General features: G+C 44.2%; 19 protein-coding genes and 2 pseudogenes. 17 read left to right on the top strand and 4 right to left on the bottom strand.

Annotated features, from left to right (window positions below):
• The 4 genes and pseudogenes from BM278_RS11420 to BM278_RS11400 all read left to right on the top strand — a co-directional run.
• Positions 1-231, top strand: a pseudogene (locus BM278_RS11420) (IS701 family transposase); the annotation flags it as partial.
• A 76-nt stretch (positions 232-307) separates the two neighbouring features.
• Positions 308-835: pseudogene (locus tag BM278_RS11415) on the top strand (CAP domain-containing protein); the annotation flags it as partial.
• A gap of 420 nt (positions 836-1,255) precedes the next feature.
• Positions 1,256-2,521 (top strand): MDR family MFS transporter, encoded by a 1,266-nt coding sequence (locus tag BM278_RS11410; RefSeq protein ID WP_090949818.1) that lies wholly within the window; start codon positions 1,256-1,258, stop codon positions 2,519-2,521.
• A gap of 251 nt (positions 2,522-2,772) precedes the next feature.
• Positions 2,773-3,534, top strand: a complete 762-nt coding sequence (locus tag BM278_RS11400) for a zinc ribbon domain-containing protein (RefSeq protein WP_090949817.1) — start codon at positions 2,773-2,775, stop codon at positions 3,532-3,534.
• A gap of 98 nt (positions 3,535-3,632) precedes the next feature.
• Here the strand turns inward: BM278_RS11400 and BM278_RS19495 are convergent, their stop codons facing one another.
• The gene (locus BM278_RS19495; protein ID WP_279625764.1) at positions 3,633-3,767 is read right to left on the bottom strand and encodes a hypothetical protein; all 135 of its coding nucleotides are present in this window, start codon (positions 3,765-3,767) and stop codon (positions 3,633-3,635) included.
• Between the two features lie 209 nt (positions 3,768-3,976).
• Between BM278_RS19495 and BM278_RS11395 the strand changes: the two genes are divergently transcribed.
• Both BM278_RS11395 and BM278_RS11390 read left to right on the top strand, forming a co-directional pair.
• Complete coding sequence (locus BM278_RS11395; RefSeq protein ID WP_090949815.1) at positions 3,977-4,639, top strand: 5-bromo-4-chloroindolyl phosphate hydrolysis family protein; 663 nt, start codon at positions 3,977-3,979, stop codon at positions 4,637-4,639.
• Entirely contained in the window at positions 4,623-5,816 is a 1,194-nt protein-coding gene (locus BM278_RS11390; protein ID WP_090949813.1) for a toxic anion resistance protein, read from the top strand. The genes BM278_RS11395 and BM278_RS11390 overlap by 17 nt, the downstream gene beginning before the upstream one ends.
• Positions 5,817-5,854: 38 nt before the next feature.
• On the opposite strand, the gene BM278_RS11385 is transcribed toward BM278_RS11390, so the two are convergent.
• Both BM278_RS11385 and BM278_RS19490 read right to left on the bottom strand, forming a co-directional pair.
• The gene (locus tag BM278_RS11385; protein ID WP_090949810.1) at positions 5,855-6,307 is read right to left on the bottom strand and encodes a YndM family protein; all 453 of its coding nucleotides are present in this window, start codon (positions 6,305-6,307) and stop codon (positions 5,855-5,857) included.
• Between the two features lie 27 nt (positions 6,308-6,334).
• Positions 6,335-6,463, bottom strand: a complete 129-nt coding sequence (locus tag BM278_RS19490) for a hypothetical protein (protein WP_279625763.1) — start codon at positions 6,461-6,463, stop codon at positions 6,335-6,337.
• Between the two features lie 151 nt (positions 6,464-6,614).
• Between BM278_RS19490 and BM278_RS11380 the strand changes: the two genes are divergently transcribed.
• The 6 genes from BM278_RS11380 (at position 6,615) to BM278_RS11355 (ending at position 11,758) form a co-directional block, all read left to right on the top strand.
• Positions 6,615-6,812 (top strand): YozQ family protein, encoded by a 198-nt coding sequence (locus tag BM278_RS11380; RefSeq protein WP_090949807.1) that lies wholly within the window; start codon positions 6,615-6,617, stop codon positions 6,810-6,812.
• A gap of 94 nt (positions 6,813-6,906) precedes the next feature.
• A complete protein-coding gene (locus tag BM278_RS11375; protein WP_090949805.1) occupies positions 6,907-7,737 on the top strand; it encodes a DMT family transporter in 831 nt (276 codons plus the stop codon).
• A 97-nt stretch (positions 7,738-7,834) separates the two neighbouring features.
• Positions 7,835-8,242 (top strand): vWA domain-containing protein, encoded by a 408-nt coding sequence (locus tag BM278_RS11370; RefSeq protein WP_090949826.1) that lies wholly within the window; start codon positions 7,835-7,837, stop codon positions 8,240-8,242.
• A 396-nt stretch (positions 8,243-8,638) separates the two neighbouring features.
• Positions 8,639-9,937 carry an ammonium transporter gene (locus BM278_RS11365; RefSeq protein ID WP_090949803.1) on the top strand — a complete coding sequence of 433 codons (1,299 nt, stop codon included), beginning with the start codon at positions 8,639-8,641 and terminating at the stop codon, positions 9,935-9,937.
• 38 nt (positions 9,938-9,975) lie between these two features.
• Entirely contained in the window at positions 9,976-11,019 is a 1,044-nt protein-coding gene (locus BM278_RS11360) for a DUF294 nucleotidyltransferase-like domain-containing protein (RefSeq protein WP_090949802.1), read from the top strand.
• Between the two features lies 1 nt (position 11,020).
• Positions 11,021-11,758, top strand: coding sequence for an exonuclease domain-containing protein (locus BM278_RS11355; RefSeq protein ID WP_090949800.1), 738 nt, complete (start codon positions 11,021-11,023; stop codon positions 11,756-11,758).
• A 34-nt stretch (positions 11,759-11,792) separates the two neighbouring features.
• Here BM278_RS11355 and BM278_RS11350 read toward each other — a convergent pair whose 3' ends face one another.
• Positions 11,793-12,287, bottom strand: a complete 495-nt coding sequence (locus BM278_RS11350) for a PCYCGC domain-containing protein (protein WP_090949799.1) — start codon at positions 12,285-12,287, stop codon at positions 11,793-11,795.
• A 136-nt stretch (positions 12,288-12,423) separates the two neighbouring features.
• On the opposite strand from BM278_RS11350, the gene BM278_RS18795 reads away from it, so the two are divergent.
• From BM278_RS18795 to BM278_RS11330, 5 genes are all read left to right on the top strand, one after another.
• Positions 12,424-12,570, top strand: coding sequence for a hypothetical protein (locus BM278_RS18795; RefSeq protein ID WP_167359629.1), 147 nt, complete (start codon positions 12,424-12,426; stop codon positions 12,568-12,570).
• A 58-nt stretch (positions 12,571-12,628) separates the two neighbouring features.
• Entirely contained in the window at positions 12,629-14,635 is a 2,007-nt protein-coding gene (locus tag BM278_RS11345; protein ID WP_090949797.1) for a sensor domain-containing protein, read from the top strand.
• Positions 14,636-15,010: 375 nt separating this feature from the next.
• Positions 15,011-15,634: a histidine phosphatase family protein gene (locus BM278_RS11340; RefSeq protein WP_090949795.1), complete on the top strand. Its 624-nt coding sequence runs from the start codon at positions 15,011-15,013 to the stop codon at positions 15,632-15,634.
• Between the two features lie 377 nt (positions 15,635-16,011).
• Positions 16,012-17,214, top strand: coding sequence for a hybrid sensor histidine kinase/response regulator (locus BM278_RS11335; protein ID WP_090949793.1), 1,203 nt, complete (start codon positions 16,012-16,014; stop codon positions 17,212-17,214).
• Positions 17,215-17,423: 209 nt separating this feature from the next.
• The gene (locus tag BM278_RS11330; RefSeq protein WP_090949791.1) at positions 17,424-18,143 is read left to right on the top strand and encodes an EAL domain-containing protein; all 720 of its coding nucleotides are present in this window, start codon (positions 17,424-17,426) and stop codon (positions 18,141-18,143) included.
• Positions 18,144-18,264: the final 121 nt, after the last annotated feature.

The following is an 18,264-nucleotide window of genomic DNA, read 5'->3' as shown; positions in this document are numbered from 1 at the left end:
CAGCTGAAACTCGATGGATACCGCGTTCGCGGACGTCGGGCGGTGAAACGCTACTGGATCTTGGTGCAGCTTGCTTACGTGTACAGCATGTTCGAGTCGAACAGCGATTTTTCTGATGGGCTCGATCTTCTGCGCAAGAGAAAAGGACATAGCCTCGTGGAGTTCATTTACCGTGCAGCGAAACAAAATATTCCCATTGATACCGTGAAAAAACAGCTCCACGTGGCATAAGGGGTACCCTGTTTGTCTCTTTTACATGGTAATTATTGTAATTAAAATTGCTCAACTACAGTTAAATAAAACAGGAAATTTCAAAGTGGCAAAACCGGTACAGCCAAAACCGGCCATGACCACTGCGCAAAAACCGGCGGCGAAGGTGCAAGCTCCTGCAAGCAAGCCGGCGGCACAGGCGCCTGTGCCAAGCGAAAACAAAAAAGCAAATGAAAATGAAGCAGGATTAAACGCTTATGAACAACAAGTCGTGGACTTAACGAACAAAGAGCGGGCGAAATATGGCTTGCCGCCTTTGAAGGTCGATGCAGCGTTAAGCAAAGTCGCCCGTGAAAAATCAAGAGACATGGCGGTAAACCGTTATTTCTCCCACAACAGTCCGACGTACGGCTCGCCATTTGATATGATGCGAAAATTTGGCATTTCTTATACAGCTGCCGGGGAAAATATTGCAAAAGGCCAACGGACGCCGCAAGAAGTAGTGGCAGCTTGGATGAATAGCGAAGGACATCGAGCAAATATTTTAAACAAAAACTATACTCATATTGGGGTAGGTTTTGAAGAAAACGGGTACATCTGGACGCAACAATTTATAAGAAAATAAGCGTCATTGTTTCTGCACCACACCACTAAGTAGCGTTAGTGGTGTGGTTTTTTCATGCGCTTTTTCTTGGCAGCAAGGAGTCGATTGGCGTGTCGACTTTTGCTGATCAGCGAAAACAGCTTAATTAGAAGGTTGTTTTTAGAAGGTGGCGGCATTTTTTGATTAGGTCGCGATTCGTTATTATGTAAAAATTCTTTCACTAGTAAACTTGGGCCGCCGGAAAATAAAACTGCTTTTTGCTAGTTTCTTTTTACATCACTCCGATGCGCAATTTTTAATTGCCAGATTGCGCTAAATAATATTTTCATTAAAAAGTATTTTCCTAAAAGACATAAACATAAAGATAATGGTATAATTGGAAAGCGATACAGTGATGGTATCGAATGCATCTCGGATGTGGAGGAAGAGAGTGACATACATATGAAGATACGCGACTGGGATCGGAATTTAAAGGTTCGTTTATTCGGCGAATCATTAATCAATATCACTTTTTGGATGTTTTTCCCGTTTATGGCGATCTATTTTACGGAAGCGTTCGGAAAAGATAAAGCGGGGCTGTTATTGATTGTTTCGCAAATTTTTTCAGTAATTGCTAGTTTAATGGGCGGGTATTGCGCAGATGTGTTTGGGCGCAAGCGGATGATGGTGTTGTCCGCTTATGGTCAAGGGGTGGCGTTTTTCTTTTTTGCCCTTGCCAGTTCCCCATGGTTTATTTCGCCTCATGTTGGATTTCTTTGTTTTACGATCGCGGGAATTTGCGGGTCGTTTTATTGGCCGGCAAGCCAGGCAATGGTTGCCGATGTAGTGCCGGAAGAACACCGCAGCAGCGTTTTTGCCGCGTTTTATACGTCCGTTAATATTGCCGTGGTCGTCGGGCCAATGATTGGCGGGATTTTTTATGAACGGTATCGCTTTGGGCTATTGCTAGCCGCAGCGTTTTCATGCTTGTTTCTCGCTATACTATTGGCAAGGAGGCTTCGCGAGACTGCGCCCACACGTGAAGGGGAAGAGTTGGTGCGCGGAAAATGGCATGAGTTTTTATGGCAGCAAATTCGTCAGTACAGCGTGATTGTACGTGACCGGATATTTTTCTTGTTTATTATCGCGGGAATTCTTGCTGCACAGACGTTTATGCAGCTGGATTTGCTAATTCCTGTATATACGAAAGATACTGTGGAGAAGCAAACGCTATTTTCATTTGGCGATTGGTCGCTGACGCTTAGCGGAGAGAAAGCGTTTGGCCTTCTTATTTCCGAAAACGGCTTGCTTGTTGTGTTGTTTACCTTGTGGGTGACGAGATGGATGGAACGTTATCATGAGCGGACGGCGTTTGTTGGATCGTCCGTTGTTTATGGAATTGCGATTTTCTTGTTTGGGCAAATGACATCGCTTTGGGGACTTATTTTTGTGATGGGATTGTTTACATTTGGGGAACTGATGACCGCGGGTTTGCAGCAAACGTTTATTGCAAAGCTGGCCCCGGAGGAAATGCGCGGACAATATTTTGCGGCCGCAAGCTTGCGCTGGACGATCGGGAGGGCGATCGCTCCGCTTTCGATTACGGCGACGACATGGCTTGGGTATGAATGGACGTTTTTCTTGTTAAGCATGCTTTCGTTCGTCAGCGCCGCTTTATATGCGGTGATGTTTCGACAGTTTGCAAAGCGGACCGCGGCACCATTATAAGCGGTCGATGGCAGGAAACATGCCCATTACTCCCGTTCGTCATGGAAAACTTGTTCCATCGCTTCGTCGGTTCTGCGTTAAAGAAAAAAGCTGGAAACGAACCGCATCGCCGAGTGCAAAACATTGGCATGCGGTTTTATCCACGTTTTATAATAAAAAACGCTAACAGTGCATTGGTTGTTCCCTCCACATAAATTCCCTGATTCTGGCATAAAGATGAACTAGATGAAAGGCAGGAGAGGGGAAGTTAGGTGAAACATCATGTATCTACGAACGAAAATGTAGAGGGGGCAAACAGTACAGAAATAAAAAACGCGGGAAACGGCAAAGCGATGTTGGCGCGCTATGAACAGAAAAAACAAGCGCGCCTTGTTGCGCAAAAGCGGCGGAAAAAATATTATCGCTTCATGCGTCGGATCGGTTTCGCCATCATTGTGGCATGGATCATCGGAGAGCTGATTTTAAACGGGTATAGCGTCCTTAAAAACACCGCAGGGAGAGAAATCGCGATGATGCGGTTTGAACAGGCGTTAAAAAGGAAAGATGTTGCTGCTTTGCAAACATACATCCGCATACCTGGTGAAGCGTTTCCCGTCAATGAAACGACGCTTCAGCCGTTATTTACGTATTTAGATAAGCATCCGCAGGCGTATGAAACGCTTGAACGAGATTTTGACAAACAGCGGAAAATGAAGCACGTGTATATAAAAGGGCTGACGTCGAAACCGCCTGTTTTTACGATAAAAGTATACGAAAATCGCTACGTCTTTGAGCCGACTTTGTATTTTCTTAAAATCCGCCTTGATGAGGCGGATGATCTAATGTTGGTCAATGGAAAGAAAGTGCAGGGGGAAGCGACAAAAGACCCGTTTGTAAAAAAGGTCGGCCCGTATTTGCCAGGGACGTATACGGTCACGAGCGTGGAAGATGGGGAAAAGCGCAAGAAACAAACAAAACAAGTTATTTTATTTGGCGGTGCGAGAGTGTATGAAGTCGATTTGACAAAAGAATGAGATCCTTCGCGAAAGGAAGGATCTTTTTTTGTTGCATCGGGGAAAGCAGCCAGCGCTGCGCGGAAAGGGGAAGCGCGACACATGATCTCCTTTTCGTTTTACGCCGCTTTATTTTTATCTTCACCATCGCTCGCGATCCAATAGTAAACGCGCGGCAGCCCGATATAGCACCAATATTCTTTCAATAGCGTCACTCCGACAAAATATGCCATTTGCCAATCGATATGTTTCATGCATTTCATCTCCTTTGCGCAGCTTTGTTACATCGTATTCGTCCGTTACGTTGTCCTATGCGTGAAAAGAGGCGGATCTATAACAGCGCCAACAATAACGCGAATTAGATGATGAATACGATAAATGAAACAAAATCAGCAATTGACACGTATGAAAGCAAGGGGACATGCTATAATGAAAGTAAATAGATCAGGGAAAGGGATGGACGATGAAACAGTTGCTTAAAACGTTATGGCGCTGGTTTGTTTCTTGGAATGTGGGGGTAATAGTGGCGGTAGCGACGTTTTTTCTCGCTGATTTTCACTTTTTTTCTTCCTTCTTTTCCGGAATGGGTGCGATGGTTGTCACATCGATGATCATGAAAAAAAGAGATGGTCGGCTTGCCGGAAATCTTTTAAAAGAAGAAAAAGCGTATATTCGCGCACAGCTTGGTGAGGCACGGAAAAAGTGGAAGCGAATGCGCATCGCTCGTTTTCGCGTTCGCTCGCTTGTCATGTGGCAAAAAATTTCGCGCATATGTGCGGTTGTCGACAAAATGATTCGCGCGGTGGAGCAACATCCGCATCAGTTTCGCCTTGCCCAGTCGTTTTTCTTAAACGAATTGTCGACGGCGGTGACGATGATCGAAAAGTACGTGTATTTAACCAACCAGCCCGTGCGCAATCAAGAGATGAAAGAGATGTTGTGGAAAACGGAACGGCTTCTCGATGAACTGGCCGCTTCTGCGGAGCAGCGTCTATTGGAGATACTTTCGAACGATGTGTTTGATTTAAAAGTGGAAGCGAAATTGCTCGAACAGTCGCTGGAGCAGCAAAAGCTGCCGGAAACGATGGAATGGAGAAAGGAGAACGATTATGAAACCGTCCGATAATATGGCGACAAACGATTTTCGCGATCAACAATGGACAAGCTCGCTTGATTCATTGCTGGAAAACCCGTTTTCATTGCCGAACGAACAGATCGAACCCGGCGCGAATGAACAGCGGCAGCCAACGAAGCTGATCGACACGTTAAAGCCGGAACATCGCGACAAAGCGCTCCAGCTCGCAAAACAAATCGACCCGCGCAACCAGCAAGCGATCATTCAATACGGAGTTGCCGCGCAGGCAGAGTTGTCGAAGTTTTCCCATGCGATTTTGCATCATGTGCAAACGAAGGATGCGGGTCCCGTTGGGGAAGTGATCAGCGACTTAATGGCAAAAATTAAAGAAGTAAATCCCGATGATTTGCTTCCGGTGAAAAAAGGATTGTTGGCGCGGCTGTTTGGCTCTGTATCCAAATCGCTGCATAGCATGGTCGCGAAGTATCAAAAAATCGGCGTGGAAATTGATAAAATCGCCGATCAGCTGGAAAAGCACCGGCAATCGCTGTTTCGCGACATTATGATGTTAGAAACGTTGTATGAAAAAAATAAGGAATACTTTGACGCGCTGAACATTTACATCGCCGCGGCTGAGTATAAATTGGAAGAATTGCGGACGAAAGTGATTCCGGAAAAACGCGCCCAAGCAGAACGGTCGGGAAACCAAATGGAAATGCAAGAAGTCAACGATTTGTTGCAGTTCGCCGACCGGCTTGAAAAGCGGATTCACGATTTAAAATTAAGCCGGCAAGTAACGATCCAAACCGCGCCGCAAATCCGCATGATTCAGCATATGAACCAGACGCTTGTCGAGCGCATTCAATCATCGATTTTAACGGCGATTCCGCTATGGAAAAACCAAGTGGTGATCGCTCTGACCTTATTCCGCCAGCAAAAAGCGGTCGAGGCGCAAAAACAAGTAACAGAGACGACGAACAACTTGCTGCTTCGCAATTCGGAAATGCTGAAAACAAACAGCATCGAAGTCGCGAAAGAAAACGAACGTGGGCTGATTGACATTGAAACATTGAAAAAAACGCAGGAAAATTTAGTCACTACATTAGAAGAAACACTGAAAATCCAGCAAGAAGGCCGTCTCAAACGGCAACAAGTAGAACGGGAACTCGTTACGATGGAAGAACAGCTGAAACAAACATTGCTGTCATTGAGACGAAATGACGGATGAACGAAAAAGCTGACCTCGCACGATAAGAGGTCAGCTTTTCATTTGTCTTTTTCTTGGTTTGATGCGCTGCGAATATCGATTTCTTCCGCTGTTTCTGTTTGCAGCTCTTGCCGCATCATACGTTCTTTCCCCTCATTTTGCTGGCGAAGAACACTTCGTTCCATATAGGCGTGAAACAATATTTCGCCTAGCGCGATAAGCAGCGCGGAAAAAAATGCGGCGCTGACAACGGCGGCGCTGCCAGTATTGTAAAAAATGCCGATTCCAAACCAAACACCGACAAACGCGAGGCCGAAATCGGCAATTGTTGCTGATATATTGCCAAAGCGCGGAAGAATGTACAAATCTCCAAGCGCATAAGCAACAAGCGTCATCCATAGGCTGAACCATAGCAGTTCCGCGGAAGAGACGCGCAAAAATAACGGAATCATCGCAAAAAAGACAGTGGCAAGCAGCACGAATTTTATGGAAAGGGCGATGACATGTCTCATCGTTGAACGTCATCCTTCAAAAAACGGTTATTCGGCGGGAATGTTTGGCCCTTCTAGTTTTTTATCCCCGTATCCTCGTTGTTTTTCCATCTCTTTTACTTGCTGGCTTTCTTTCTGTTGTTGTTCGATGCTGTTGTTTTGTTTGGATTTCGTCATGTTGTCTTCATCCTCTCTTGCAGAAATGTTTCACCATTAGTTTGCCGCTTTTGTACAGATGTATACATATAATGCCCATAAATTTCCTCTTTTTATTTTCCATGCTTGTTTCATATTAATGATGAGCGGAAAAGAACAAGGAGGCATGAAGATGGAAAAACAAGAAAACTTAAATATCGCGGGAAGGCAATATAATCCATCTGATTATGACCGTTCTACTTTTTTAGCTTCCGCGTTGGCGACAACGCACGAACAAGTGAGGGACGCGTATGTGGAAGGGACGGTCGATGGGGTCATGGATGATGTAAGCGGAAAAGATATTCCCCTTTCTCGGCAAAACAGCGAGTAAACAAAGGCGTCAAGGCGGAAAAAAGCCTTGACGCTATTTCGTTTCCCCGATTTATAATAAAAGATGTACATTGCAACTAGGGAGCGAAACAAAAGTGTGGTTAGCTGCTGCTGTATTAACTGCCGTTTGTTTCGGCATCAATAACACGCTGTTTAAGTGGAGCACGCGCTATTCGTTGTCGAAGCAACATATCCAATTTTATTTTTATGTCGTAGCGTTTTCCATTATGATGTTGTATGGATGGATGACGAAATCGCTGCATCCTAGCGTGGCGTCTGTTGTTCTTGGGGCGCTCATCGGAATTTGCAACGCAACGGGAAATATGCAAATGTCCGATGCTTTCGAAAAAGGGCCGGCTAGCTTAACGGCGCCGCTTATTGCGGTGAATGCGATTTTTCCTGTGCTGGCGGCTGGAATTATATTTGGCGAACATATCCCGCTTTTGCATTGGATTGGCATTTTGTGCATGTTATGTTCCGCTGCCATCATCCAATATACTCCGAAAGTGAAAGAAAATTATCAATACATACCTTGGCTAATCCATATCGGCATGGCGATTGTTTCGTTTGGAGCGGTTGGAATTTTGATGAAGTGGTGCTCTGTCAGCGGCATCGGTTCGCTAGACTTGCTGACTGCCATGTACGGCGGTGGAGGAGTGTATTTATTTTGGAGCTGCCGGAAAACAGCAGCGCAAAAGCGGGAATTTCGCATCGGGGCAACAGTGGCGCTATTTAGCGTCATCGGGTTTAGCTGTTACTTTTATGCGTTGAATCAAGGTGTTGCCTCGATCGTGTTTCCGATCGTTAGTTTAAACTGCCTCGTCGTTGTCGTGCTTGGTCGCTTCTTATTTAAAGAAAGACTAAAATCGTACCAGCTCATTGGAATTGCGACAGCGTTATTTGGCTTGATTTTGACGAAATTGTAGGAGAAAGAGGAAAGAAAAGCAGTTCGTATTCGGCTTCCTCCCTGACCATACTAATACCGACAATGTCACAACATCATGATTAGGAGGGATGATGATCGTGAAATGGCAGAGGGCGCTGCTTGCGCTATTGAAGGAACGAAAAGACCATTCGATCGCTTTGGCGATTGATACGTCCAATCGTCCATCGCGTCCGATTTTAATTCAAAACATCGTTAAGCTGTTTGAAAAAGCAAGACCGGATACGCTACTCGTGCAAGCCGATTTTAAAATTCGTGACGTGTCTCCCATCGGGATGGCGGCGATTAAATATTTTAAACACGGAAAATCATCGTATACGGAAGTGTTGGAATGGGCGAAAGAACAAAAAATCGATACGCTTTTTTACATTACCGATGTCACAGGCTATTTTTATGAAGAATTGGAAGTAGATTATGAAGTGTTTTGGCTTGTTCCAGATGATTATATGCCGCGCGTGCCGTTTGGCAAGCCGATTCGCGTTGCCTAAATGGTCAGAACGCCTTAAACCGCTTTGGTTTAAGGCGTTCTGCTTTTTCATTAAAAAACGGGCAGTCCACATTATTGTGAGATCACGGAAAAGCACAACCATTTTTTTATAATTTTTGAAGCTTAATTCAATAAGAAGATCAAGTCCGCAAAATTGTGTAAAAACAAAACAGTAAAAAGCGGTGTTATTTTTCCATAATTCCATGTACTAGTAATAGAATTTTATACAATAATTTGGACTTGACCCAATAAGAAGGATGTCAATCATGTTATAAAATATAACAAAAAATATTTTGTAATCGCTAACATAATAAAATTAATATTGCAAATTTGTTTTAAATGTAATATATTTTTACATATAAAGTTATAAAATATAACAGAAAGGGAGAGGAGAAAGATGGACGGAAAAATGTTAGCGGCAGGACTTGATGCGCTTTGGGTAATGGTGAGCGCAATACTAGTGATCAGCATGCAGGCTGGATTCGCTTTGTTGGAAGCGGGATCGACGAGAATGAAAAACTCCGGGCATGTCGCAGGAAAACAAATATTGAGCTTTGCGATTGCATCACTTGCATTTTGGGCATTTGGCTTCGCGATTACGTTCGGTTCGGGAAACCGGTTTATCGGAACAGAAGGATGGTTTTTGCAAGGAGATGAAAAGACGTTTGCTTCGCTTTCATGGGCTAACGTTCCGCTATCATTGAAGTTTTTGTTTCAGTTAGGCTTTGCTGGGGTATCGCTGGCAATCGCGTGGGGAGGCTTTGCGGAACGCGCGAAATTATCCGTTTATTTTCTATTTGGAACGATTTTTACGATTGCGATTTATCCAGTGATTGGCCACTGGGTATGGGGCGGCGGCTGGCTTGGCGAAATCGGAATGCAAGATTTTGCCGGCTCTACGGTCGTTCATTTGCAAGGAGCGATTGCCGCGCTGATTGCGACGATTTTGCTTGGACCTCGGATCGGAAAATTTAATAAAGATAAAACGCCGAACGTCATTCCGGGGCATAACCAAGTATATACGGTAATCGGCGGTTTGATTTTATGGATCGGCTGGTTTGGATTTAATGCAGGAAGCACGATGGCAGTAGGCGACGGGTTTTTCGGCCATGTCGCGTTGACGACGAATTTGGCGGCCGCGGCGGGAGCGATTGCTGCAATTTTAACGGCGAAAATCATGATCGGAAAAGCGGATATTCCGGCGATGGTCAACGGTGTGCTCGCAGCATTAGTGGCGATTACCGCGGCGTGCGCGTTCGTGGAACCGTGGGCGGCGGTCGTGATCGGAGCAGTGGCCGGCTCGTTGACGTTTTGGACATCGATTTATTTTGAACGAAAAGGCATTGATGATCCGATTTATGCGTTTTCGGTGCATGGCATTGCCGGCATTATCGGTACGATTTCAACCGGATTTTTCGCTTCGCCTCGTTTAGTGGAAATAACGGGTATCGGCAAAGCGGGATTGTTGTATGGTGGCGGATTTCATCAATTAATCGTGCAGACGGTCGGAGTGCTCGGAGCAGCGGTATATGTGGCGGCGGTATCGTTTGTCGTATTGTTTGCATTAAAGAAAACGATCGGATTGCGCGTGACAGCAGAACAAGAAATTTCCGGATTGGATATTAGTGAGCACGGTTCGTACGGTTATCCGGAGCAGCTTGATCCGGCTTATCAGTCGAAGCCGCTTACGCAATAACATTCATTTTGCTGCGCGTTTTCGAAGGAAGAAAAATGATGGAATCATTATATGAGTTAATAAAGCAAGCGGAACAGGCAAAGACAGTCGGAGAGCTTCGCGTTTGTCATGACGAACTTGCCAGGCGGCTTCGCCTCGCTTTGCAATGGGAACGGCTTGAACCGCTTTCCCATATCGTCAGCGATGCGCACGATGTTCTCATGAAGCGGGCGTTTCAACTCGCGGAAGAGGAGACGTTGCGCGCGGCGGTAGGTATTCGCCCGAGAAAATGGTGTTGGTACGTGATGGGAAGCTTGGGGAGACGGGAACCGACCATATGGACAGACCAAGATCATGGCATTTTGTTCGAATGCGGCGAGCATGCAGAAACAGAATGTTATGAATTTGTCCGACATGTGGCGGCAATCGGAACGAATTATTTATATGAAATCGGCTATCCGTATTGTCCAGGCTACGTGATGGCGACGAATAAACGGTGGGGGCAATCGCTTCATGATTGGGAAAATCAAAGCAAAGCGTATATCCGCGACCGTCTCCCCAATGATATTCGTTTTTTATTCATCGCGATCGATATGCGGCCGATTTATGGAGACAGCCAGCTTGTTATTGACAGCAGAAAAGCGCTGTTTGACTGGATCCACCGTGAGCCGCAGCTGCTTCGGCAAATGGGGGAGCATGTTATGTTTCCTGCCGTGCCGTTAGGTTGGTTCAATAACGTGCAGACAGAACGGTGGGGGACGTATAGCGGATCGATTCATATGAAACATAGCGGTTACGTACAAATCGTCAACTCGTTAAAATGGCTATCGTGCTTTGCCAATATTTCCGCAGCAACGACGTTAGAACGATGGCGTGAGATTACGAATCAGGCGCTGCTGCCTTTTCCGCTAGCGAAGGAAGCAAAGGATGCGCTGTCGGTTTATTACTACGTTCGGCTAAAGTACGCAACAGAAGCTGGAGCCGACCGCGACTATGTGTTATGGCGCGCGCTTGAAGCAAATGAACAAAAATGGCTGAAAAAAGCGATGAGGACAGCAAAAAGGCTGCAGCAGTTTGTTGCGCGGCAGGCAGGTGGTAAGTAAAATGGAAGGACAGCATCGTTTTTGGCAGCGGGCGCTTCGCTTTTTGTCGCTCGGAATACCGCACGGCAACGTCCCGTCAGCGTTTGCTGACGGGGAACATTCATTCCAGCAGGAGATGTGGCTCCGCGCGTTGCGGAAAGAGCAGCAAAAAAAGCAAATCGATATGAACATGCCCCTTGATGAAGTCACGTTTATGATCATCGACATGGAAACAACCGGGTTTTCGCCGCAGCGTGGTGATGAAATTTTGGCGATGGCCGCGGCAAAAACGGTGCGCGGAGCGGTGGAAGAGACGTATTACACGCTTGTTTGCCCGGAAAAAGCGATTCCGCCGCACATTTCCGCATTGACTGGAATTCGAGCGAAAGATGTGCAGCATGCTCCGCGGCTGCATGAGGCGATGCGTTCGTTTTTATCTTTCATCAGCGGCGGGGTAATGATCGGATACCATATCGGCCATGATTTATCGTTTTTGAATCATTTCCTTTGGACGCATTATCGAACAAAATGGACAGCGCGTTTTTTCGATATGCAGCCCATTGCAGAAATGGTGCAGCGCCGATCGTTTCCTACGCTCGATGAGGCGTTGCAGCATTATCGGATTTCTTGCGAAAGACGGCATACGGCAGATGGCGATGTGCAGGCGATGGCGGAGCTATGGGCGCGGCTGTTGCAAGAATTAAAAAACAAAAACATCGAAACGCTGTATGATTTATATAGTGCGCTAAGCAAACGATAAAAAGGCGGTCACCAAAACAGGTGATCGCCTTTTATTATAGCGGTTTTGTTGGCGTCGGCTTCGCGTAGCCTTCTTTATATTTTTCGTCAATCATTTGGCGAATTTCTTTTACCGATTTTCCTTGTTCATACGAAGCGATGGATTCTGCCGCGATTTCAAGGCAGACGCCGCATTTTGTCGCGTGGTCGTCCCAAACGATAGAGCCGTCTTTTCTCGTCTCGTGCACGAAACAATCGTAGTTATTTTGGTGATTGGCCGATTCGCCGCAGCCGCAGTAGCAAGGAATATATTCGAGCAAGTCTTTATGCTTGGCGGCTTGCTGGTACAAAACGGCCATATCTTCTTCAAAGTTGTTTAAAAATTTAGGAAGATGGTCGATCGATTTTGTCGTTTCGCGGATGTCTCCAGAATTGGTCGTATATGTCGTAGAATGGTCCTGCTTTGCTTTGTTCGCTTCGTCATTCGAACAAGCGCTCATGATGACGCTAAAAGAAAGCAGGCACGCTGCCATGATGGTCGTTCGTTTCATTGATTGTCATCCTTTCTCTTCAAACACTCGTACTTTAAATCTAGCATGGTTTTTTATAAACAGCAACTTTTTTAACGGGCGATGGAGGCGTTTCAAGTCATGTACTAAACATAGCTGAAGCAGCGGAGCGAAGAAGATGAAAAAGTGGTGTGGCGCGCGCGCAAAGCGGGGGACGACATTGCGATCAGCGGATCGTTCGACGAAGCAGTATGAGAAAACGGCATTGTTTCTTTTTTCTAGAAATTTCACGAAATTTGTTGATTTTTATATATGTTTTTCGTAAAAATGAAAGTATATGAGGCAGCTTTGCTTAAAAATTATCATTGAGAGGTAATTGTTTCATGACAAGTAAGTATGCTGCTTTTTTTCATCATTTTACTGATGCAGTCGCGGTTTTAAGCAAAGAAGGGAATGTCATTTACATCAATCCCGCGTTTCAAGCGTTGCTAGGTAAAAATGGCTGTGACGCGACGCAACGCGCTCATTTTGGCGCAATTGTCGGGATGGAAAAAAACGCAATGGAGCCGTTATTGCATTCGGTCAGAAACGGGAAACCCGCACATGTGGAATGGACGATTAAAAAGGCGGATGGTCATCTTGTTCTCGTGAAGATTGTTTTTTCACCAATTATCAACGAACAAGGAGAAGCCGATGCCGTTTTATGCGTATGCCGGGACGTGACGAAGGAGAAAAAATTAGAACAGGCATTGGAAGAATACAAGCAGCGTTTTCAACTGATCGCTGAACATTCGACGGATTATATTCTTATTTTTTCCAATAGACGGGAGCTATTATACACACCGTCTTCTCACAAAAAAGCGAACAGAGCGAATCGCAGCCGCTCGTATAAAGATATCTTTCAATTTGTCCATCCTGATGATTTGCCGAACATTAGGAGAAAGTTTGATGAGCTATACCGTACATATGACACGCAAATCGCTGAGTTTCGCAAGCGCGATAACGAAGGAAAATGGATATGGATGGAAGCGCAAGGAAAAGCGATTGTGAATGAGCAAAATGAGCTTGACTATGTGATTGTAACAGTGAAAAACATTAGTGAGCGGAAAAAGTACGAAGAAAAGCTGCGTCAGCTTGCCTATTTTGACTCGTTGACAGGCATTGCAAACCGCAGCTATTTTGAAAGATACCTAAAACAGCTGATCGAAAGCCAAACCGATTTTGCGTTATGTTATTTAGATTTTGATAAGTTTAAATGGATTAATGATCACTTTTCCCATCAAGCGGGCGACTATTTTTTGCGGGAAGCGGTAAAACGTGTACAAAGCGTGCTACGTAAAGAAGATTTTTTTGCGCGCATTGGCGGAGATGAATTTGTACTTTTGCTTCCGGACATGACGAAAGAAGAAGTGACGAAACTCGCCGATGAGCTTGTTCAAGCGTTTCATAAACCATTTTATTATGAAAAACAGCTCATTCAGTCCACGCTATCGATGGGAATTGCGTTTTTTCCAAAAGACAGCGACCGAATTGAACAAGTAATGAAATACGCCGATCAAGCCCTATATAATGTAAAGAAAAGAGGAAAAAACGGGTATGAGTTTTATCGCCCGACGCACAATCGGAAAGCGATCATTGAACAAGATTTGCCGTTTGCGATTTTGCGTGAGCAATTTTATTTATGTTACCAGCCGAAAATCAAGCTTGGCAGCGGTGCGACGATGGGTGTGGAAACACTGTTGCGTTGGCGTCACCCGTCGCTTGGGGAAATTCCGCCATTTGATTTTATTCCGCTTGCCGAAGAAAGCGGATTTATTTTCGAAATTACGTTATGGGTGCTTGAACATGCGTGCCGCCAAGTGAAAGAATGGCAGTCACGATTTCCAGAGTTAAAGTTGGCGGTCAACTTATCGCCGTTTTTGTTAAATCGCATGGAATTGATTCAACATATTACCGATATTTTGCATGATACAAAATTTGTACCGGAATATTTAATTTTGGAAGTGACGGAAAGCGGCTTGATGGAAAATATTGAAACGGGCAAACATATTTTAGCCGAATTAAAGCATATCGGCGTGCAAGTAGCCATTGATGATTTTGGAACAGGTTTTTCTTCATTAGCGTGCATTCGCAATTTGCCGGTGTCTTTATTAAAAATTGATCGCAGCTTTATTCAAGGAATTGCCGAAAACTCAAAAGACGCAACGATTGTCGATACGATTATTCATTTAGCGAAAAGTTTGGATATTCAAGTGCTGGCGGAAGGTGTCGAGACGCATCAGCAAGTGGTGCTTCTCCAACAGATGGACTGTGATTTTGCCCAAGGATATTACTTTAGCAAGTCGCTGGAAGCCGAAAAGTTGCAACAATGGCTGGAAGAGCATAACTGATCGGTATTGGATCGTCCCTTCTAAATGAACGTGTTAGAAGGGATTTTCTTTCGTTTTTTGTTATTAAAAGCGAGCGAGTTGGAGACGGAAAAATGGACAGTACAGGAACAAAGCGGACGCTTTCCTGTATAAAGTGATGGACGAATGAACAGCATCGCGCCGTTGGGCAACATCGCTTTTTGTTACAGACATCGAGAAATAAAAACGGATAGCGCAGGATGAAAAAGGAAAGAAAGATGATGATAGTGACAACCGAATGGACCAAAATGGTGCTGTACTTTCGGTTTCGCGCTTATGCCGGATCGGATTTCTCGCTTTTTTCCTGCTTAAGCTAGCGGTGGAACGATTGAAAATAACGGACGGGGGAACGGAAGAATGGTGATGTTATATTTAACTAGACACGGAGAAACAGAGTGGAATGTTGAAAAACGGATGCAAGGATGGCAAGACTCGCCGCTGACGGAAAAAGGGCGGCAAGACGCACTGCGGCTTGGAAAACGGTTAGAAGCGGTTGATTTGACCGCGATTTACACCAGCACAAGCGGGCGCGCTCTCGAAACCGCCCAGTTGATTCGCGGAAAACGGCTTGTTCCGATTTATACAGACGAACAGCTGCGGGAAATTCACCTTGGCGACTGGGAAGGAAAAACCCATGAGGAAATTAAAGAGATGGATCCTGTCGCTTTTGACCATTTTTGGAATTATCCACATTTATACACGCCACGGCGCGGCGAGCGGTTTATCGATGTGCAAAACCGAGCATTTACCGCCATTGAGAAAATCGTCGAACGCCACTCGGAAGGAAATATTTTGATTGTGACGCATGGGGTGGTGTTAAAGGCGGTCATCGCTCGTTTCAAAAACACGCCGTTAAAAGAGCTTTGGGCTCCTCCGTATATGTACGGAACAAGCGTTACGATCGTTAAAGCGGACGATGGGAGATTTGAACTGCTTTTGGAAGGAGATGTGTCGCATCTGGAAGAAGTAAGAGAAGTATGACGAAAGTTCGCTATTTTCCATGTTGGCAAGCGGAAGATGATATGGTATCTTGTTGCATAGGGACTCTCTTGCTTCCTTTATGTTTTTTTTGATTTTTTTACAATACAGGAAGAGAGTCCTTTTTCACGTCATATGCTCGCCTCTCTCCATGGATTCTCCTCCCCAAAGAAAAGATAATAAACTTTCTTCCACAAATGTTGACTCATACCTTCCGATTTTTCCACCCCTGAGCTTCGTTTAGAGGTGTATGACTTCCTAATAAAGCAGTTGCCAATAAAAACGGAATATATAAAGTTTGGAAGGAAACAAATATATGATGAGGAGGAGATAAATGGTTAACTGGTCTCCGCCCCATAAAAAATGGTGGAGTGATCAAGATGATTGGTTCCACCGCTGATATTCGGGAACGAAAAACAGTAGAGAAAGCGGTGATTCATGCGAAAGAGCGATTAGAAAAAGCAAATCAGGCAAAGTTAGAACTTATTTCGCGGATGAGCCATGAACTTAGAACGCCGTTAAATGGCATTTTAGGTTTCGCTCAGCTGTTAGAAATGGACGATTCATTAAATAGTCAGCAGCAGGAATTTGTACAAGCGATATTAAATGGCGCCCGACATTTACTAAATTTAGTAAATGAAATGCTGGACATTGCGAGAATCGAAACAGGGGAGATACAACTCACTTATGATGTGATTAAGCTTGACTCCGTTATTGACGAGAGCGTCAAGTTGATCCAGCCGTTAGCGGACAAAAGAAATATAAAAATCGTTAATCAAGCGCAGCTGGACGAATACTATGTATATACGGATCCGACAAGATTTAGACAGATTTTATTGAATTTATTAGATAATGCCGTGAAGTATAATCGCGACAATGGCACGGTGATGATTACGGGCAGAAGCGAAGGGGGCAACATATGTATACACATAAAAGATAGTGGAGTTGGCATTCCGAAAAATGAGCATGAAAAAATTTTTGAGCCATTTTATCGAATAAAAGGAACGGAAGTGGACGGCACTGGTATGGGATTGGCATTGGTGAAGCAACTTATTCAATTCATGGGAGGAACCATTGGAGTAGAAAGTGAATTAGGGGCAGGAAGCGATTTTTGGTTCAGCCTTCCTGCGATAAAAGGAGACTATTCAGGCGGCATGAATTTGTATCAAAAGCGATTGTTACAAATGGGAGAAAAGAAAATTTTATATATTGAAAATAGCGAGGCTAATTTAAAGCTAATGGAAAAAATATTGGAACCATTTCCCAATTTTTCTTTAATTTCTGCCAACTGCGGAAAAGACGGGTTAAAAATGGCGTTTCGCGAGCGATTCGATCTTATTCTCGTTGATATACATCTTCGAGATATCAGTGGATATAAGGTGTTGGAAAGTTTGCAGAAAGATGGACGGACAAAACAAATTCCTGTGATCGTTTTCAGTGCCGATATCGCTTCATTGGAAATGGAAATGCTAAAAATTTCGAAAAAGGGGCTCAAGGAGTATATGGCAAAGCCATTGGAAGTTGGGCTATTTTTTCGAAAGCTAGAACAAATATTTACACAGAACAAAAACAAAGAGAATTGATTCTTTGTTTGCAAGGATCGTTCTCTTTTTTTGTCTGTTTTTCAAGATTCATGTCGCGAAAAGTCGAAATAACTGTTTAAAATGTCCTTTTTTGTCTATGATAAGCAGTTAATATTGTCTAATATGCAAATAAGTTGTTAGACAAACAAAACGAAACAAATTATATTAGTTTCACTTATTAAGCTTAAGCAGTGAATTGAGGGAAAACGATGAATTTTCACATGAAAGAATGGGGAATAGAAGAACAACTAGAGCATGTCTATCAACCCCTTTGGAATTTGGAAAATTGGAATATACTCGGGTACGAGGCATTAATTCGTGTAGCGAATGGGAGCATAGAAAATGTCGAGAGTTTATTTCGGAAAGCAAGGGAAGAAGGGTATTTATACGAATTCGATACCGCGTCCATAAAAAATGCCGTATCTCATTTTCCCTTTTCCCAATTAAATAAAAAATTGTTATTTCTAAATATTTATCCTTCCACGATTCTTCACGGTCGCTTTCGCTGCTTTTTGGACGAGTTGACTAGCAAATTCCCCGAAACAAGCGGGCAAATTGTCTTTGAGTTAAACGAAACGAAAGAAGAAGATGAAATTTGGGAAGTTGCCGAATTAAAAGAGAAAATACAAATGATAAAAAGTTACGGATTTTACATCGCCATTGATGATGTTGGGAGAGGAGCCTCGACGCTCCAAAAAATCATTGAGTTCCAGCCGAGTTACATTAAGTTGGATCGATATTTCGCCAAAGATTTGGCGATCAATGAGGAAAAACAACAAATCGTCACTTTGCTGGCAAATTATTGTCGAAGAAAAATGGTCCTTATATTAGAAGGGATTGAAACAGAAGTAGATTTGGCGCAGGCGAAACTATTAAGAGTGCCGGCGGCGCAAGGCTATCTTTTAGGAAAACCGGAGAAATTTTTATAAAAGGCGTTTGTAGTTAAAAACTTACTGTTTTACAGAAAAGTTCCTGAGCGCACTTTGCTCTCCACCGGCATGAAAATAGCCGCTCCAAGCGCGCGCATTTTCATAGAAAATATGTACAAAA

The sequence above is a fragment of the Parageobacillus thermantarcticus genome (genome assembly GCF_900111865.1).
Classification (GTDB): Bacteria; Bacillota; Bacilli; order Bacillales; family Anoxybacillaceae; genus Parageobacillus; species Parageobacillus thermantarcticus.
This window is presented reverse-complemented; position numbering and strand designations above follow the sequence as displayed.

Bases quoted from the DNA above. Each gene is read 5' to 3' on its own strand.
- BM278_RS11410 (WP_090949818.1), top strand. From the start codon at position 1,256: ATGAAGATACGCGACTGGGATCGGAATTTAAAGGTTCGTTTATTCGGC.
- BM278_RS19495 (WP_279625764.1), bottom strand. From the start codon at position 3,767: ATGAAACATATCGATTGGCAAATGGCATATTTTGTCGGAGTGACGCTA.
- BM278_RS11395 (WP_090949815.1), top strand. From the start codon at position 3,977: ATGAAACAGTTGCTTAAAACGTTATGGCGCTGGTTTGTTTCTTGGAAT.
- BM278_RS11390 (WP_090949813.1), top strand. From the start codon at position 4,623: ATGAAACCGTCCGATAATATGGCGACAAACGATTTTCGCGATCAACAA.
- BM278_RS11385 (WP_090949810.1), bottom strand. From the start codon at position 6,307: ATGAGACATGTCATCGCCCTTTCCATAAAATTCGTGCTGCTTGCCACT.
- BM278_RS19490 (WP_279625763.1), bottom strand. From the start codon at position 6,463: ATGACGAAATCCAAACAAAACAACAGCATCGAACAACAACAGAAAGAA.
- BM278_RS11380 (WP_090949807.1), top strand. From the start codon at position 6,615: ATGGAAAAACAAGAAAACTTAAATATCGCGGGAAGGCAATATAATCCA.
- BM278_RS11365 (WP_090949803.1), top strand. From the start codon at position 8,639: ATGGACGGAAAAATGTTAGCGGCAGGACTTGATGCGCTTTGGGTAATG.
- BM278_RS11360 (WP_090949802.1), top strand. From the start codon at position 9,976: ATGGAATCATTATATGAGTTAATAAAGCAAGCGGAACAGGCAAAGACA.
- BM278_RS11355 (WP_090949800.1), top strand. From the start codon at position 11,021: ATGGAAGGACAGCATCGTTTTTGGCAGCGGGCGCTTCGCTTTTTGTCG.
- BM278_RS11350 (WP_090949799.1), bottom strand. From the start codon at position 12,287: ATGAAACGAACGACCATCATGGCAGCGTGCCTGCTTTCTTTTAGCGTC.
- BM278_RS18795 (WP_167359629.1), top strand. From the start codon at position 12,424: ATGAAAAAGTGGTGTGGCGCGCGCGCAAAGCGGGGGACGACATTGCGA.
- BM278_RS11345 (WP_090949797.1), top strand. From the start codon at position 12,629: ATGACAAGTAAGTATGCTGCTTTTTTTCATCATTTTACTGATGCAGTC.
- BM278_RS11340 (WP_090949795.1), top strand. From the start codon at position 15,011: ATGGTGATGTTATATTTAACTAGACACGGAGAAACAGAGTGGAATGTT.
- BM278_RS11335 (WP_090949793.1), top strand. From the start codon at position 16,012: ATGATTGGTTCCACCGCTGATATTCGGGAACGAAAAACAGTAGAGAAA.
- BM278_RS11330 (WP_090949791.1), top strand. From the start codon at position 17,424: ATGAATTTTCACATGAAAGAATGGGGAATAGAAGAACAACTAGAGCAT.